Origin of the sequence: Spirosoma endbachense (assembly GCF_010233585.1) — a bacterium.
Classification (GTDB): domain Bacteria; phylum Bacteroidota; class Bacteroidia; order Cytophagales; family Spirosomataceae; genus Spirosoma; species Spirosoma endbachense.
Genome location: NZ_CP045997.1, coordinates 9833507 through 9851571 on the forward strand (window position 1 = coordinate 9833507; position 18065 = coordinate 9851571).

An 18065-nucleotide genomic window follows, 5' to 3' on the forward strand; every position below is an offset into this window, starting at 1 on the left:
AAACGATCTGGTCCAAGTAGTCCATGGTTTAAGTCAGGAATTTAAGTTGAAGCCCCAAAGTAAGCAACTTATTGATCAGACTGAAACGAATACGTTTCCAACTAAAAGTCGTCGTATATACTTACTACTGACTTCTCCCCAAACGAATACATTATTATCTCTTGCTAGTCCAATCCGCCCTGTATTTTGGCAATCGCCGATTTTTCAGCAACTTGTTCATCCTTTTAACGGCTTTACGACGGAGAAATGATTGGGCCTGTGGTGTGTAGCAGACAGAGCCTACAGAATCTGTTAGATTCGCCATCAAAAAAGTTTAGAGTACTGATTACATCGGGACTCATGTCAATAGATAAATCTGGCAGTCAATGCGGATCGTACAATCAGGTATTACTTTTACCAGTAGTTCCATAGAAAATAAGTAGAGTTGGCAGGTAACGCCTTCTTATTGTCGACATTCCCTATTTATTAGAAAGTATATGAGAAAAAGTACCATGAGTTTATTGACAAACAGGAAACGGCTCTGGCTCCTCGCGCTGGCTCCCACGCTCTGCCTGGTGGGCTATCAGGTCGAGAAAGACCCAATAGATCGCCGGATCAAACGCATGGCTCCCGAAAAAGCCGCCCAATTGGCAAAAGCGATCGAGGCCACGGTCACCCCCGAATTAGCCGAGGGGCTGACGTTGCGTTTGTGGGGCGTAGATTCGTTAGTTGCCGATCCGATTGCCATTGATATAGATGATACTGGTAGACTATATTACACCCGAACCAATCGGCAGAAAAATTCAGAATTTGATATTCGGAGCCATCAGGATTGGGAGATCGAATCGAACCGTCTGCAAAGCATTGAGGATAAACGTGCCTTCCTGCACCGGGTTCTATCGCCCGAAAACAGTGCAAAAAATGACTGGTTAAAAGACCTCAACGGGGATGGCTCCCACGATTGGCGGGACATGACAGTCGAGAAGGAAAATATTTACCGAATCGAAGACACATCCGGTGATGGCGTCGCTGATTTGTCACAATTGGTTGTCGATGACTTTCACGACGAAGTAACCGATGTGGCCGGTGGTGTTTTAAGCAACGGTGATGATCTGTTTGTGGCCGTAGCGCCCGATTTATGGCGCATGAAAGACAAAGATGGCGACGGTATTGCTGAAACAAAAACCTCTATTTCACATGGTTATGGGGTTCATGTAGGCTTTGGTGGTCATGGGATGTCGGGTATCGAGATGGGGCCAGATGGCAAGATCTACTGGCAAATCGGTGATATTGGCTTCAATGGTAAAGGGCCGGATGGGCAACAATGGGCGTATCCCAATAGTGGCGTCATTGTGCGGTCGAATCCCGATGGTAGCGATTTTGAAGTATTTGCTCATGGTGTTCGCAATACCCACGAATTTGTATTTGATGAATACGGCAACCTGATCAGCGAAGACAATGACGGCGACCATCCGGGCGAGAAAGAGCGACTGGTTTATATTGTTAACGGCTCAGATACGGGCTGGCGCAGTAACTGGCAGTACGGTAAATACCGCGACCCAAATAACAATACCTATAAAGTCTGGATGGATGAGCAAATGTATAAGCCTCGCTTTGAGGGTCAGGCCGCTTACATTACGCCAACGATCGCCAATTTTGTGAGCGGCCCGGCCGGAATGCGCTACAATCCGGGTACGGCTTTAAGCCCAGCTTACAAAAACACGTTTTTTATCGCTGAATTTGTGGGCAATCCTGCTCGCTCAGGCATTCATTCATTTAAGCTGAAACCGAAAGGAGCCTCCTTTGAGTTGGGCGAACAGAAAAAAATTCTAGGCAACGTACTGGCCACGGGTATTGATTTCGGCCCCGATGGTGCTCTCTATGTAGCCGACTGGATCAATGGCTGGGATGCCAAAGACTATGGCCGCATCTGGAAACTGGATGATAAAGCAGGCGCTTCATCGGCTGATCGTCAGCGAACCAAAGCTTTGCTGGCCGAAAAGTTTGGTCAACGCTCAGAAACTGATTTAGGTGAATTATTGAAGAATCCCGATATGCGCGTTCGGCAGAAAGCCCAGTTCGAATTAGCCAAACGGGGTACCAATGGCGCTGCAGTTTTTTCTACAGCGATCAAACAAACCGACAATCAACTGGCCCGAGTGCATGGTATCTGGGGTATTAGTCAACTGACCCGTCAGGATAAGCAATATGGCCAGTTACTGATGCCTTTACTCGACGATAAAGATCCTGAGATTCGTGCCCAGGCGGCCAAATGGTTAGGCGATGTTCGCTACAAAGAAGCTGGCGCAGCCCTGATTCCGCTCTTGAAAGATGCCAACAGCCGGACTCGTTTCTTTGCTGCCGAGGCCCTGGGGCGCATTGCTTATGAGCCTGCCATTCAGCCTATTATTCAACTCCTGGAGGCCAACAACGACGAAGACGCGTACATCCGCCATGCGGGTAGCCTCGCGCTCGCCCGCATCGGGAAAGCAGCTCCAGTTGTGGCTTTAGCCAGTCATTCGTCGCGGGCGGTACGAATTGCTGCCGTGGTGGCACTTCGACGTATGAGCGATCCGGGTATTGCCAGTTTCCTGGACGATAAAGATGAATTTGTCGTGACCGAAGCCGCTCGGGGCATCAATGATGATCTGTCTATTCCAGATGCACTCCCGGCATTGGGCAAGGTGTTACAAAAGACGACCTTCACGAATGAAGCCCTGCTACGGCGCGTCATCAATGCGAATTTGCGGGTAGGAACCCCTGAAGCGATGCAAACCCTAATTGACTATTCCCAGAAAGAAGGCAACCCACTGGCCATGCGGGCCGAAGCGCTGGAAGCGCTGAGTACGTGGGCAAAACCGTCCGTGCTGGATCGGGTTGATGGACGCTACCGGGGTGTCATTGAGCGAGATGGGGCTATGCTCAAAACGAAAACTGCCGATAGCTACATCAAGTTGCTGACGCATCCAGAATTGACTCTACGGCTGAGTGCGATCAAAGCCATCACCAAGCTAAACCTGACCGAAGCGGCTGAGCCGTTGTTCAGCCGGTTAACGGGCGACAAAGAAGCGGCTGTCCGGATCGCTGCGTTGCGGGCGTTGGCTTCGATGAACGATAAACAAGTCAGTAAAGCTATTGAAACAGCCCTGGCCGACAGCGAGAAAAGTGTACGGGTAGCAGGGTTAGATTTATTAGCCAAATCGGACATGCCCAAAGACCGGATGGTGAGTTTATTGACAGAGGTGATCAATACCCGGACAACCGAAGAAAAGCAGGCAGCCCTGCTCACGCTGGGGAAACTTCCTATTGCCAGTTCACAGAAGGCGTTCGACCAGTTCCTGGCTAAAATGACCGCAGGCACGATGCCCGCCGAACTTCAACTGGAATTAGAGGAAGCTATCGAAAGTAGTCACTCTCCACAATTGGCTGCCCGCTATAAAGCAATCACGTCTAAACTGTCACCGGATGCGCTGGCCGCTTCCTACAAGGGAAGTTTACTCGGAGGTGAACCCGATTTGGGCCGACGCATCTTTTTCCGCCACCAAACAGCGCAGTGTATCCGCTGTCATGCCTACGATGACCTGGGGGGCAATGCTGGTCCTCGTCTGAACGGCGTAGCAAGCCGACTCACTCGTGAACAACTGCTGGAAGCCCTGATCAACCCAAGTGCCCGTTTAGCGCCTGGATTTGGCACGGTCAACCTGAAGCTTAAAAATGGCAAAACCGTCAGTGGTATTTTGCAGGGTGAGACCAGCACAGAGATCAAAGTAAAAGTGGGGGATCAGCCAGATACCGCCATCCGTAAAGATCAGGTTGCGAAGCGAACAACCGCTCCATCGAGTATGCCCGAAATGAAATACCTGCTGACAAAACGGGAAATTCGGGATGTGGTTAGTTTCCTGTCGACATTGAAGGAAGATAAGTAAAACCCATTCGAGATTTCGAGCGGTAAAACCTGGTTTAATCAGCAGATTGATTGCTGGTTAAACCAGGTTTTTTATTGATCGATTCAAAGAAGCAAACGGGTAATCTACACGTAAGATCAACTCCTCAAAATACGTACTGGCTGCTGCTATATCATCCCGTAAACAGCCGCATTTGCCGTTTCATGATTGATATACCATACGATTTGTCAAGAAAAATCCACTTACTGAATTGGCCAGCAAAGCGATCGTCGGATACAGAATAAACAGCGCCGTATTGCCCTCTACGCTGTATTGAACGCCCAACCAATTCGTTGCAAAGTCATACAGGATTATCCAAACAATACCTGCCACCAGGTTGCTCAGGATCCAGCTCAGCAAAAATTCTGGCTTTTCCTTTCTGATTATCAGCGGGATGAATAATGTATTGATAAGTTGGCCAATATAATAGGCAACTACGCCATTTTGGATAGTTTGCTGTTTTATGGTCGCTAAATAGGGGCCCCATTTCATCCAGATAAAAAATGTAACAGGAATCGTAACGAACCACAGACCGGGTCGGGCAACGGCAGGGTGGCTTCTGAAAACCAGATATTGGGCAACCGTTACCAGAATGGGGAAGAGAACTATACCCACTATTCCGGCCATAAAACTTAGCATATGCGCCAACACCGGTAATAAGACCCAGCGCTGATACAGTCGATCGTCAAAAATGCGTAGGATTGTCATGGCTACCCAGAAGTAAAAGACTTAACATCGTGAAGCAGACGCTTAACCAAGGACTTAGACCAAGTCGGTAGGTCCGGATAAAATGCTGGCCAATCAGGAGAGCAAAGCCAACCAGAGAAAGAATCGCCCAGCCTGTTATTGCTCCCAGTGCGGAAATGACTCCCCCAATCAGCAGGCTCATTCCTAAATGGCCCGTATAATCCAGCATTGTTTCGAGCAGGTTATAGCGTTGCGTAAGGATCAGGTATAGCCCGGCTAAAGTCAGTTGCCCGACTACCAACCCTAAAAATGCGGGTGGCCAGACATTGACATATCCTGTAGCGAAAAGACCGGAAATAAAGCCAAAGATGACCAGAATGAAGGCCAGCCGTTGCCCTATGTGAAACTCCGGCTGAAGATCCAGTAACTGCCACCGGCCGGGTGCCGCTGTAATAATAATCCGTCGGTTATAGGAAATGAAGGCGTAGAGTTTCTGCAAAATCACCTTGAACCATTTAAACGACAACAGCTTTTCGATCAGATCGCTCCGTCGGCCAAATGCGTATATCCAGGTATCAACACCATATAATGTCTCTCCGCTATCCAGGTCGACCATGGGTATTTCGTGACGGGCTCGTTGCCTATCTAACCGACTGATTATAGTATGTTGCACCAGTTGATCGTTGCTTAGTCGGGTTAATCTCCCGCTCTGATCGGCGGCTACCATGCCTTTCGTATAAAGTCGACACATCGGGCAGCTTCCATCATAGATAATTAGCTTATTCATAACTTATTGTTTTTAAATTTTCAAAAACAATTGAAATATAGGTACAAAAAAATCATCGGAATACTTTCAAAAACTGCCCCATCAGCCAGTTCTCCTCCGCTTTAATGACCGCGTTGAGCGTGTTATCCGCAAATCCAACCACACTACTTAAACCTGTCATCACCCGCTGGAACTCCTGCGCTTCGGGCGTGTCGGCAGGTATGGATTTCAGTTCATTCAATACGTCGACTACCGGTGTAATTTCCCGACGACGACGTTCTTTAGCTACCTGACGCGCTACTTTCCAGATGTCTTTTTCGGCAATAAAGAACTCCCTACGCTCACCAGGTTTGAGGTGTTTGTAAATTAACCCCCAATCCATCAGATCACGCAGGTTCATGCTGGCATTACCCCGCGAAATCTGCAACTGTTCCATGACATCTTCCGTCGCCAGCGGGTCGGGCGAGATTAACAGCAAGGCGTGGAGCTGCGCCATCGAACGATTAATACCCCACTGGGTCGCCAACGTTCCCCAGGTGTGTATAAATTTGTCTTTTGCTTCTTCGAATGTCATGTCCAAAGGTAGATGAAAGTTTTTTATCTTTCAAAATATTTTGAAAGATTTATACGATCAAAAATAACGAGTAGTTGATCAACGATAGTTGCTTAACAAGACCGTAACATACCAGACTGGAATCAATCTTAACTTTGCCAAAAACATCCTTGTTATGCGTATTCTACTTTCGGCATTTCTTCTCATTAGTACGCATGTATTCGTCCTTGCCCAAACGCCCAAAACGGCATCCCGCCTGACGCTGCCCAACGGGTGGGGCCTAACTCCCTTTGGTAGATCGATACCGCTCGGTGATTTGCCACTCAATCTGGCAGTCTCACCAAATAGCAAGCGACTGGCGGTCACAAACAATGGACAGAGCACACAGAGTATTCAACTGATCGATATATCGGAAGAAAAGGTATTGAGTGAGGTGGAGATTGCGAAGTCGTGGGTTGGCCTGCGGTTCAGTCCGGATGGCAAAAAACTGCTTGCGTCGGGTGGTAACGATAACCGCGTGCTCATTTACGACGTAACGGGCGACAAGCTTACAAAAATAGATTCAGTTGTACTGGGGAAACCCTGGCCAAACCGGATTTCGGTAGCCGGTATCGAAACGGACAAAACCGGATCAACGCTCTATGCCGTCACGAAAGACGACAGTATGCTGTATGTCTGCGATCTGGCGACAAAGCAAGTTAAAAACCGGATAAAGCTGCCTGCTGAAGCCTATACCTGCCTGCGCTCACCGGTATCCGACGAGCTATTTATTACAGTATGGGGTGGCGACAAAGTATTGATTTACGATCCCAAACAGCAGAAACTAACCGGAGAAATCAACACGGGAAGCCGCCCGAATGACCTGGTATTTACCCGAAATGGCAAATTCCTGTTTGTGGCCAATGCCAATGAAAACTCGGTTTCGGTTATTGATGTCAAGACCCGGAAGGTTCTGGAAACCGTTACGACGGCTCTCTATCCAGACGCGCCAGCCGGTAGTACACCCAATGGCCTGGCCCTTTCAAGCGACCAGAAATCATTGTTAGTTGCCAACGCCGATAACAACTGCCTGGCTGTATTCGATGTGTCTAATCCCGGTCGCAGCCGGTCGCTCGGTTTCATTCCGACCGGCTGGTACCCGACGGCGGTAAAGGTCGTTGGTAAAAAGGTGCTGGTTGCCAATGGCAAGGGGTTTTCATCCAAGGCAAATCCGAATGGACCAAACCCCTACAAACGACGCGAAAGCGGAACGGAGTACATCGCTGGCCTTTTTAAAGGTACGTTGTCTTTGTTTGATTTACCCAAACCCGCCGAACTGACAAGCTTGTCGAAACTGGTTTATCAGAATACGCCCTACACGAAGGAGAAGGAAAAACTGGCGGCTGGCGAACAGAATAATCCGATTCCGAAACGGGTGGGCGAAAAATCAGCGCAAATCAAATACGTTTTTTACATTATCAAGGAGAATCGCACCTACGACCAGGTTTTCGGTGATATGCCGGGGGGCAATGGCGACACCTCATTGTGTTTGTTTCCCGAGAAAGTTACTCCTAATCAACATGCGCTGGCCCGCGAGTTTATTTTGCTCGATAATTTCTACGTCGATGCCGAAGTGAGCGCCGATGGGCACAACTGGTCAACAGCCGCCTATGCCAATGACTACGTCGAAAAAAACTGGCCTACCAGCTATGGTGGCCGGGGTGGCACTTACGATTTTGAAGGAAGCCGTCCGATCGCGTATCCGAAGAAAGGATTCATCTGGGATTATTGCCAGCGGGCCGGTGTCCGCTACCGGAGCTACGGAGAGTTCGAAGCCTATTCGAAACGCAAAGGGTCAGCATTAGATGGCCGGTTTGCACCAGATTACCCCGATTACGATCTGAAAATCAAAGACATTGACCGTGTAGAAGTCTGGAAGAAAGACATTGATTCGCTGATTGCAGCCAAGGCTGTTCCGCACTTCAGCAGCATCCGGCTTGGTAATAATCACACAAGCGGTGCCCGAATTGGCGCGCCAACGCCAGCCGCCCACGTAGCAGATAATGATCTGGCTTTAGGCCGTTTTGTCGAGTATCTATCCAAGAGCCCAATCTGGAAAGAATCAGCCGTATTTGTACTCGAAGACGACGCCCAGAATGGGGCCGATCACGTTGATGCTCACCGATCGCCCGCGCTGGTAATCAGCCCTTATACCAAACGGAAACACGTGGAGCACACCATGTACTCAACCTCAGGAATGCTGCGCACCATGGAGCTGATTTTAGGTCTCCCGCCCATGAGTCAGTACGATGCAGCTGCAACGCCCATGTTTGCCTGTTTCACCAACACCCCTACCCTAACCCCCTATACCCATATTCCGGCCAATATTGATCTCGACGCCAAGAACACAGCCATGACTGAACCGGCCCGCCAGTCTGAAAAACTGGACCTGCGTTTTGCCGACAAAATCGACGACCGGTTATTCAACGAGATCATCTGGAAAGCCATTAAAGGTGAACACTCTGTTATGCCAGCACCCAGACGGGGTGCCTTTTTGCAGGTGGCGGAAGCCGACGATGATGACGACGATAAGTGAGTCTGCGTATTGGCGAGCGTCAATTGCCTGCTACTAAAAAGCCCTGCCGGAACAGTTCCGGCAGGGCTTTTTAGTAGTCGATTCTTACAATTACTTCTGAAACGACCTGAAAATATAATCCCACATAGGCGACGAAACGCCGTAATTGCTTTCGGGATTCTTGTAATGGTGAACACTGTGATTGATCCACAGTTGTTTAAAGAAATTCTTGGGCGGAGCGTAGGCATGAACGATAAAGTGCACTGCCAGATAGCCCGAGTAACCTACCAGAAAACCAGGGAAAAACGCATAAGCGGCTTCACCCATAATCAGGAAAAATAGCCCGAAGAAAGCACCAGCTACAAAAATAGCCAGAGCCGGAGGCATTGCCAGACGGGTTTTATCCTTCGGATATTCGTGGTGAATACCGTGAAAAGTGTACTGAATTTTAGCGCGTTTCGGAGTGGTAGGTGCCAGATGGTATAAGTAGCGGTGTAAAACGTATTCAAACAGGGTGAATACCAGTAAACCCGTTATGAACAGCGTAGCAATCGTGCTCGTACTCATAGCTGTATACGTGAAGGCATACCAACCTAGAAAAACGGACAGAACCAACCACATCGAGATGGGAACCATGATGTGGGTACGCGAAAGTGCTTCAAGAATTGGGTTATCAAACAGTTTTTTCGTGCCGCTGTTTTTTGGTCGGGTTTTACCATGGCCGGCCATTGTTTGCAACTTCTCAGTAGTTGATTCCATAGAGCAGATACGTTGACAATAAAGTAATAGTGCAAAATTACAACGAAAATTGGGTTCGTCATCCCAGATAGTAAATTTGGTTTACTATCTCATTTCATGTTTTACTAACCTCCAACTGGTCGGATAGTTTTTCCTGCATGGCCATCAGGTTTCCCTTAGGCAATTTAGGTTTGATTATTAAGCGTAGTGAATTACTGTATGTCAGATAGTTAAACATCCAGTTCAGGAATATAGCCAGACGGTTTTTCACACCAACTATCGACATTAAGTGAACAAACAACCATGTTAGCCACGCAAAAAATCCCTGAAACTTAAAAAATGGCAAATCAACTACAGCCAGTCCACGACCGATGGTAGCCATTGTGCCCAGATCACGATAGGTAAACTCCTCTAATGGTTCGTTTCGAATCAGATGAAAAAGATTTTTAGCCAGATGGCGTCCTTGCTGAATAGCCGGTTGTGCCACCTGCGGATGCCCGTTTGGCCATTTCTCTTCAGTCATCAGCGCCACGTCGCCAATAGCAAATATATCGGTAAAGCCCTGAACCTGGTTGTAGCGATTGACCAGCACGCGCCCACCCCGCCCAATGACCTCCGCAGGAAGCCCCGCGAGGGGATTAGCCTTAACGCCAGCCGCCCAGATCAGGTTATTCGTTCGCAATGTCGACCCATCGTTCATGGTAACGATTTTCCCGTCGAAATCTTTTACCCGCGTGTTCAGCCGAACATTTACGCCAAGTTCTTTCAGATAGGCCAGCGAGTGCTCCTGTGATTCAACCGACATTGGCCCCAATAGCTCCCCACCCGACTCGATGAGATAGATATCCATCATCTTAAAGTCCAATTCAGGATAATCTTTGGGCAGGACGGTCCGACGCATTTCAGCCAGTGTCCCACAAAGCTCCACGCCCGTTGGCCCGCCCCCAACGACGACCACGTCCATAAGCCCCTCTTTTTCGTCTTCGGTTTCGACACTCAGCGCATCCTCAAAGTTTTGCAGCATCCGGTTGCGCAACGCGATCGCTTCCGATACCGACTTCATTGACAGCGCTTTTTCAATAATGTTCTGCTGATTAAAAAAATTAGTGTCGGCACCGGTAGCCATGACTAAATAATCGTACGTGATCGGTCCCAGTTCGGTATCAACTGTTTTGTCGGCAGGACGAACACCCGTTACACTAGTCACACGGATGTGTACGTTCTTGCAGTTGCCAAATACCGTCCGTAGCGGAAACAGAATAGAATTGGCCTCCAGCCCGGCCGTAGCCACCTGGTAATACAGGGGCTGAAATTCATGGTAGTTCTGCTTATTGATCAGTACGACCTGAAATTCTTTCTTTCGGGATAACTTACGGGCTAGTTTCAAGCCGCCAAAGCCCGCGCCGACAATAACAACACGCTTCCGATCCGTTTGGGGTATGTTTGGGTTCATGGATTGAGTTACGATTTATGAGAGGTCTCTGACGATTTAAAGGGATCTAAATTGCCTGCCGTCCCTCATAAATCGTTCTGCCGCTATGTTTGTTCACTACACTGCCAGCCGGGACTCTTTCAACACCCGCTCATAGTGAGCTTCATAGAGCGGCAAGATACGGGATAACTCGAATTCCTTGGCTCTTGCCAGCGCATTTGCCTTGAAAGTAGGCAGATGTTCATCGTCTAAAACATAGAGTGCGTTTTTGACCATGTCATCGACATCGCCAACCGGACTCAGGAAACCCGTTACACCCTGTATGTTCAATTCAGGAAGCCCACCGGCGTTTGATGTGATCAGCGGCACTTCGCATGCCATCGCTTCGAGGGCTGCCAGTCCAAAACTTTCGTTTTCGGAAGGCATCACAAATAAATCGGCTACCGATAACACTTCTTCAACCGCATCCAGCTTGCCCAGAAACCTCACCTGATCGTAGATGCCCAGGTCACGCACCAGGCGTTCTATTCGGGCACGTTCGGGACCATCGCCGACCAGCAATAGTTTTGCCGGTATCTGTTTCTGAACATGAAAAAACATCATAACAGCATCGTCGATCCGCTTCACCCGACGGAAATTTGACGTGTGCACAATCAGTTTTTCACCGTTCGGGCAGATCGCTTTCTTGAAGTGTTCTTTCTGCTGGCGCCGGAATCGATCCAGATCAATGAAGTTCGGAATGACTTCGATATCGCGGTGAACCTTAAAATGAGCGTACGTATCCTGTCGTAGATTTTCGGAAACCGACGTAACGCCATCAGACTCGTTGATACTGAACGTTACAACAGGCTCATACGATGCATCCTTACCTACGAGTGTGATGTCAGTACCATGAAGTGTTGTAACAACAGGCACGTTCCGCCCCTGCGAGCGCAGAATCATTTTAGCCATATAGGCCGCAGATGCGTGCGGAATAGCGTAGTGAACGTGTAGTAAATCAACGTTTTCGTTCGTTACTACATTAACCATTTCGCTGGCCAGAGCCGACTCATAGGGAGCGTACTGAAAGAGCGGATATGATGGTATATTTACTTCGTGATAAAAAACGTTTTCGTTGAAAAAATCGAGCCGAGGTGGTTGCTGATAAGTGATGAAGTGAATCTGGTGGCCATTTTTAGCCAGTGCTTTACCAAGTTCGGTGGCGACAACGCCACTGCCCCCAAAAGTCGGGTAGCATACAATACCGATTTTCATGTATTAAGCCCTGTGGGCTGGGAACGATTTGTTCGAACAACACCAAACATATAGCAAAAGAATCCCGATAGGGTAGGATTTGGTGATTGGCCTAATCCAGGTAAATACATAATTGGCCGATCGGTTCTCTGACTAATTGTGCAAACCAATTACCGAATTACCTCAATCACCAAATTCCGGTAGTTACCTAATCGCGAAAACCCTTATTTTTGCAAAAAAACGCCATGTCTACGCGTCAGCCCATACCCTTTTCGGCCTTCGCATTCGGATTCCTGCGGCTGATCCGGGTGCAGAATCTGCTGATTGTGGTATTGACGCAATTTCTGGCCCGGCTCGTTCTGGTTGGCCCCCGCGAAGCCTGGCCCCGGCTGCTGACCGACCCAACCATTTGGCTCCTTTCGTTATCCACCGTTTGTATTGCCGCAGCCGGTTATATCATCAACGACTATTTCGACATCAAGATTGATCTCGTCAATAAGCCCGACCGAGTGGTCATAGGTCGTTATCTGAAGCGTCGAGTTGCCATTGGCACGCATCAACTCCTCAACATAATCGGCTGTCTCATTGGCTTATATTTGAGTAAGTGGGTATTTCTGACCGATGTTATTTCGGTATCACTTTTGTGGCTTTATTCGGCCCAGCTAAAGCGACAGCCTTTTATTGGGAACATTGTTGTTTCGCTGTTAACAGCCTTGTCGCTCATTGTTCTGGCGGTTTATTACCGTCAGAATGCCGAAATGCTGCTTATTTATGCCTTGTTTTCGTTCGGCATTTCGCTTGTCCGTGAAATCATCAAAGACATGCAGGATGTTCGGGGCGACGCCCGGTTCGGTTGCCGGACATTGCCGATCGTCTGGGGACTACGCCGAACCAAATACCTGCTCTACGTACTCATCGGGTCGTTTATTTTCTGTATGTTTCTCATCGCCGATTCGCTTAGTAATCTGCGGCTTGGCCTGATCTTCCTGGTACTTCTGATTCCACTCATCTGGCTCACCTACCGGCTTGTTTTTGCCGACACCCGACGCGACTTCGGCTACCTGAGCAATCTTTGTAAGCTCATTATGCTTTTGGGTGTTGTGAGCATGGTATGGGCATGAAGACGGGCTGTTCACTAAAGACTACCTGTTGAGAACTGCCTGCTACCGTTTACTCAAGGGCCTGGCTACTAATTGTTAGTTACAGATACATTTGTTTTCAGTAGGCTTTGGACAGAGATCCGTGGTATAATTAAGCCTGAGTATCAATAAACCGTGGCACGATCTCTGCCAGAGGCTTATTCCAACTAAACTCGTCTTTTGTATGAAAACGCTTGCCTTTGCACTGCTCACCATTTGCATGACCATAAGCCGTAGCCAGTCGCAGGACTGTATGGGCATCACGTTTAAAGCCGGAATGAACTTTGAAATGAGTACGTTCAGCGGTAAAGATAAACCTACCGGCAAAATCATCTATCAGGTAAAAGATGTCCACAAAGAAGGCAGTTCAACTATTATGGACATAGTGGCTCAGTTTCAGGACGAAAAAGGCAATCAACGCCCCTCGTATCCGATTCATTATACCTGCACGGGCGATGAGCTTGTGGCCGACTTATCGGGCATGGCGCAGGGCATGCAGAGCAGTATGAAAGATATGGAAATGAAACTGAAAACAAACAAGCTGGTGTATCCGGGCAAACTCAGCGTCGGCCAGAAACTATCAGATGGACAAATGGACGCTGATATGCTGAGCAATGGGAATACGATGATGACAATGTCGATGACGATGAGCAACCGACAGGTCGAAGGTCAGCAATCAGTTACCACACCCGCCGGTACGTTCGATACCTACAAAGTCACGTCCGATATGAATTTTGAGAACCGGATGATGGGCATTCCTATCCGGGGCACTATGCGTGTGGTAAGCTACCGGGCCAACAATCAGCTTCTGGACATTAAGTCAGAAACCTACAACAAGAACGGTAAACTGATGGGTTACACGCTGTTAAGCAAAGTGAACTAATTTATTTCAGTACGGCCTCTGGTAGATGTAGAACAAAAAATTATATTTGCGCAACTTTGTTGCAAAAAAGCCGGTTAAGAGAAGTACGATTGACCGAAGCATCGTACTTTTGCGTTTGCCCATGAAAACTGATATTCTCTCTCGCAAAGCTGACTACATTGGCATTACCGGGTCGGTATTGTGTATTATTCACTGCCTGATTACGCCTGTTTTATTGATGTCCACTGCTTTGATTCAGGATGAACACCTTCGCTTCGGTTACCTGAGCCTGGACTACCTCTTTATCGGCGTCAACATTGTGGCCGTTTATTCGGCAACACGCCATTATGCGCTGCCAGCCGTCAAAAAATCACTCTGGGGATTTCTAAGTCTGTTCACCATCGCCATTCTGCTGGAAGACGTAAGCCCAATCTTTGAATACATAGGCTATGCAGCGTCGGCGGGTCTGGTGATTACCCATCTGATCAACATTCGCCAGCATCGTTTACAGCACGTTCATTAATCAGAACCGGGATTACGCAGATTTGAGTATTAATCTGATTTTGTTAATCTAGTTGCTGAAAGCAAAATCCCGAAAATCCCCAAATCTGCGTAATCCCGGTTCTGACCTTACTAATTCGGCCCGAATGCCCGATTGGTAATAAACGTGTTATCGGTCAGCGTTTTCAGGAAGCTGATCACCTGTTGCTGTTCGGTGGCAGTTAATGCAATGCCGAGTTGACCATTCGCTTTCAGAGCCGGATCGAGCGTAGGGCTATCTTTCACTCCCGTAGAATAGTGGTTGAGCACCTGCTCCAGCGTTGTGAAGCGCCCATCGTGCATGTAAGGAAATGTACGCTCAACATTGCGCAGGCTGGGCACTTTAAATTTTAGCCGATCGGCTTCATTGAGCGTAATCGTGTAACGCCCCTGGTCGTTGATGCTACTTACAGGAAGCCCGTTGTTGCGATAGCTATAATCCGTGAATAAATCGGTGGCATGACAGGTCGCACACTTCTGCTTGAATAGCGTCAGTCCCGCCAGTTCATCACTTGTCAGGTCGCCCCCGGATTCTTTCCTGACGTATTTATCATAGCGCGAATCAGCGGAAACGAGCGTCAATACAAACTGCGAAATCGCTTTCAGGAACCGAGCCGTCGTAACGGTGTCTGAACCAAAGGCGGACTTAAACATTTGCGGATATTTGGGACTTTGCTGCACCCGCGCCAGGACATTGGCAAACTTCATGTCCATTTCAACCGGGTTGGTGAGCGGGGCAATAAACAGTGTGTTCAGATCCGTTATCCCACCATCCCAGAAAAACTCGCGCCCCCATGCCGCATTTTGCAGACTGGGCACATTACGCGTTCCAAACTTATTGTCTATTCCATGGCTCAGCGCATGGTCGGAGTGGGCAAAACCAGCAAACTGCTGGTGACAGAATCCACAACTAACCGTACTATCGCGGGACAGCTGGGTGTCATAAAACAACGACTTTCCTAAAGCTACACCCTGAACCGTTAATGGGTTCTGACTAAGTTCGTAAACAGGAGTGGGAAAATTGGCCGGTTGCCGAAACGGAACAGGGGTAGTATGAAATTGCACACCACCCGTATCTGTCGTATCGGGAGCGGGGTCATCACTACCGCCCGATTTTGTTTGACAGGCCACAGCCAGCCCAAACAAAAAGAGACTGATGACCAGCCCTAACTTTTTAGCGCTATGGAAAGTACATTGGGTCATTGGTTCGCCTGAGTTCGGTCGTAACTAAACATGGCTGCGTAATTAGTGGCAATATTTGTCGAATAGGGATCGAACATAACCGATGAATTCTGAGCAATACTCAGTTTTGTTGGGCCATTAAAGACTTTCAATACATCGGCCTTTAGTTGAACTTTAGGTTTGACGGAAGGGTCAACTTTTACTACATCGCCGTTAAACGATAATAAAATCGTACGTAGGTTATTAATCGTCTTTTTCCCGTTGAATCCTCCACCAAAACCACCGATATGGTAAAAGAAGGTATTATTCTGAGCGGCCGGTGCCAGTGGTGACGTCCCTTCCAGTTTCATAAAAATATACCCTGAGTTCCATTCCCAGTACATGCCATCGTTTAGAGCTGGATCGAGCACGCCTGTTCGCAGGCTAATGTCGGCCAGACTACGCAGGCTGTCTACACCCACCACAAACGTCATTCCCGTATAGTTTCCGGATGGTATACTTGCCAGCGTCAGCGAGAGTGAAGCGGGCTTCTCTTCTTCAATCAGAAAATAGCTGGCCCCCTGCGGTAGCGTATATGTACTGCCATCGTCTTTTTTGAGCTGAATGTTGCTCACAAAATAATTGAATTTCGTCACGACAAACGACTCTCCGACTGAATTCTGGTAGGTGGTGGCGTTTAGCTTAAGATCCTGAGTGCCTGCAATGTTGTCGAATGTTAGCGATAATGAGCCAATCGGTTCAGGAGGAACGTAGGGATTGGTTGTGTCGCAGGAAACGACGGCAACTCCAATAGCTCCCATCAACACCAGCGATAAAAAGAAATAGTTTTTCATGGCTCAAAGTTTCGAAGTTACTTTACGTTCAATACGTTGATTTACCTTAACCCGTTGCGGCTATAAAGGATAATTAATGTCACGATACTACCGCTAACGATCATCAGGAACAGCCAGATAAGCGCATTCGCTGCACTAAATGGGTGTTGTGTACATTCGTTCAGAAAGCCTGCCAGGGTGCCCAGGCAGATGCCCAGTCATACAAACGAAAATAAACTGAATAATGGGCGGTAATCGACGAAGCATAGCCGTTGGGACGTATGAATAACGAACTGGTTACTATTCTATTTTTAGAGTTCGCCAGTTCGTTCAGGAAGAAATTGTCCGGCATTTACTTCGACTATCGGATGCCTGTACGCCAACCTGCCTGAACCAATTTTATAGCGTATCCACTAACCGGCTAACTATCACCGTATTCTGCGAATTTGTTGTCTGTTCATAAGCAATGAGCAGGCCTTTTTTCGTGGCCAGCACAACCGGATACTTCGCATCGGCATTTTCGGTTGTCAGGTACGTTGTTGGACTCACGTCCTTTCCCAATACCGTTCGCATTCCGATCCGCTGAACAAATGAACTCATTTCGCCAGAGCCGTCTTTAGAAACCGATTCATCCCAGAGCCAAACAATTCGCCCATTCGCCGTTGCTACCTGCGGATGTTTCGCCCGGCTCGTCAATACGCTTGATACCAGTTTATCGGAACCTAACCGGGCCAATCGAAGCCCTGGCGCGTCTTCTTTTCCCGAAAACCACGTCATCAATAGATCATTGCCCAATTCAGCTACTACCGGCCCCGCGTGTGGACAGGCATTCACCTGCCAATGATCGGCAAATACAAGCTGCGGTTTGCTGAACGTTTTGCCGCCGTCAGTCGAAACAGCCGTACTGATGTCGCGGGAAGCAACCTCACCCGATTTTGTGGCAGGGATCAGGTCGCGGTACGTCAGATGAATGTTTTTCTTGGCGTCGACAAATACGTTCGTCCGGCAACACTGGCAGGCATTATTCTCCACCAGCACAGCCGGGCCGAACCCTTTGCCTTTGGCAGTCTGAGCAAATACGACCGGACGGCCTTCCAGACCGGGCAATTTCTCATCAAGCCATACCACGCCGATTTCACCGTTAGACAAACGGGTTATATCAGCAAACGAATGACTTTTCCCCGGCGTTGCATCCCGATGAACTGGCTTCGGTTCTGTCCAGGTTTTGCCCTGATCAGCTGACATGGTGAACAGTAAATCACCAGCAAAGCGAGAAGCTGACGTAGGGCGCGGCACTTCAAAAATGGCGACGAGCGTACCATCTGCTTTGACCGCAATTTTAGGCATCCCTTCCGCATGAGCAGCGATGTTTGTCGGCGTTTTCACGCGAATTTTCGGCCCAAATACAGGGGCCATTCCGTCGGTACGATCATTCGCCGAAATAGCAAAGTAGAACGCGGCTCCTTTTTCCCCGTCTTTTTCAACCCAGCTCAGGAGTGGATTTCCGACCGCATCGGTCGTCAGACGAGGGGTTGCTCCAACGAATTGTGGATTAGAAACGGTTGTTTCGGTAGCGGGCGTAAAGGCCATCAACCAGCCAAAAAGAGCGATTAGAAATGAGTATGTCATGTTGTTTATGATTTA

14 protein-coding genes are annotated in these 18065 nt (G+C 48.4%); 5 read left to right on the forward strand and 9 right to left on the reverse strand.

Annotation, left to right across the window (positions count from 1 at the left end):
• The first annotated feature begins 476 nt into the window (after positions 1-476).
• Entirely contained in the window at positions 477-3905 is a 3429-nt protein-coding gene (locus GJR95_RS39555) for a HEAT repeat domain-containing protein (protein WP_162391117.1), read from the forward strand.
• Between the two features lie 180 nt (positions 3906-4085).
• On the opposite strand, the gene GJR95_RS39560 is transcribed toward GJR95_RS39555, so the two are convergent.
• Genes GJR95_RS39560 through GJR95_RS39570 form a run of 3 tightly spaced genes read right to left on the reverse strand, consistent with a single transcriptional unit; the run spans position 4086 to position 5950 of the window.
• Complete coding sequence (locus GJR95_RS39560; protein WP_162391118.1) at positions 4086-4631, reverse strand: hypothetical protein; 546 nt, start codon at positions 4629-4631, stop codon at positions 4086-4088.
• Complete coding sequence (locus GJR95_RS39565) at positions 4609-5397, reverse strand: thiol-disulfide oxidoreductase DCC family protein (protein WP_162391119.1); 789 nt, start codon at positions 5395-5397, stop codon at positions 4609-4611. Before GJR95_RS39565 ends, GJR95_RS39560 begins: the two co-directional genes overlap by 23 nt.
• A 52-nt stretch (positions 5398-5449) precedes the next feature.
• Positions 5450-5950, reverse strand: a complete 501-nt coding sequence (locus tag GJR95_RS39570) for a GbsR/MarR family transcriptional regulator (protein WP_162391120.1) — start codon at positions 5948-5950, stop codon at positions 5450-5452.
• Positions 5951-6104: 154 nt separating this feature from the next.
• Between GJR95_RS39570 and GJR95_RS39575 the strand changes: the two genes are divergently transcribed.
• Positions 6105-8504, forward strand: a complete 2400-nt coding sequence (locus GJR95_RS39575) for a bifunctional YncE family protein/alkaline phosphatase family protein (protein ID WP_162391121.1) — start codon at positions 6105-6107, stop codon at positions 8502-8504.
• 90 nt (positions 8505-8594) lie between these two features.
• On the opposite strand, the gene GJR95_RS39580 is transcribed toward GJR95_RS39575, so the two are convergent.
• The 3 genes from GJR95_RS39580 to bshA all read right to left on the reverse strand — a co-directional run bounded on the left by GJR95_RS39580 (position 8595) and on the right by bshA (position 11907).
• Complete coding sequence (locus tag GJR95_RS39580; RefSeq protein WP_162391122.1) at positions 8595-9242, reverse strand: sterol desaturase family protein; 648 nt, start codon at positions 9240-9242, stop codon at positions 8595-8597.
• Between the two features lie 94 nt (positions 9243-9336).
• Positions 9337-10674: an NAD(P)/FAD-dependent oxidoreductase gene (locus GJR95_RS39585; RefSeq protein ID WP_162391123.1), complete on the reverse strand. Its 1338-nt coding sequence runs from the start codon at positions 10672-10674 to the stop codon at positions 9337-9339.
• Between the two features lie 96 nt (positions 10675-10770).
• Positions 10771-11907 (reverse strand): N-acetyl-alpha-D-glucosaminyl L-malate synthase BshA, encoded by a 1137-nt coding sequence (bshA, locus tag GJR95_RS39590; protein ID WP_162391124.1) that lies wholly within the window; start codon positions 11905-11907, stop codon positions 10771-10773.
• Positions 11908-12131: 224 nt separating this feature from the next.
• Between bshA and GJR95_RS39595 the strand changes: the two genes are divergently transcribed.
• The 3 genes from GJR95_RS39595 (at position 12132) to GJR95_RS39605 (ending at position 14410) form a co-directional block, all read left to right on the forward strand.
• Entirely contained in the window at positions 12132-13007 is an 876-nt protein-coding gene (locus GJR95_RS39595) for a geranylgeranylglycerol-phosphate geranylgeranyltransferase (RefSeq protein ID WP_162391125.1), read from the forward strand.
• A gap of 202 nt (positions 13008-13209) precedes the next feature.
• Complete coding sequence (locus GJR95_RS39600) at positions 13210-13908, forward strand: TapB family protein (RefSeq protein ID WP_162391126.1); 699 nt, start codon at positions 13210-13212, stop codon at positions 13906-13908.
• Between the two features lie 121 nt (positions 13909-14029).
• On the forward strand, positions 14030-14410 hold the full coding sequence (locus GJR95_RS39605; RefSeq protein ID WP_162391127.1) for a MerC domain-containing protein: 381 nt from the start codon (positions 14030-14032) through the stop codon (positions 14408-14410).
• A gap of 110 nt (positions 14411-14520) precedes the next feature.
• Here the strand turns inward: GJR95_RS39605 and GJR95_RS39610 are convergent, their stop codons facing one another.
• The 3 genes from GJR95_RS39610 to GJR95_RS39620 form a co-directional block, all read right to left on the reverse strand.
• A complete protein-coding gene (locus tag GJR95_RS39610; RefSeq protein ID WP_162391128.1) occupies positions 14521-15630 on the reverse strand; it encodes a cytochrome-c peroxidase in 1110 nt (369 codons plus the stop codon).
• Complete coding sequence (locus tag GJR95_RS39615; RefSeq protein ID WP_162391129.1) at positions 15627-16442, reverse strand: MbnP family protein; 816 nt, start codon at positions 16440-16442, stop codon at positions 15627-15629. The genes GJR95_RS39610 and GJR95_RS39615 overlap by 4 nt, the downstream gene beginning before the upstream one ends.
• A gap of 378 nt (positions 16443-16820) precedes the next feature.
• On the reverse strand, positions 16821-18050 hold the full coding sequence (locus GJR95_RS39620) for a sialidase family protein (protein ID WP_162391130.1): 1230 nt from the start codon (positions 18048-18050) through the stop codon (positions 16821-16823).
• Between the last annotated feature and the right edge of the window lie 15 nt (positions 18051-18065).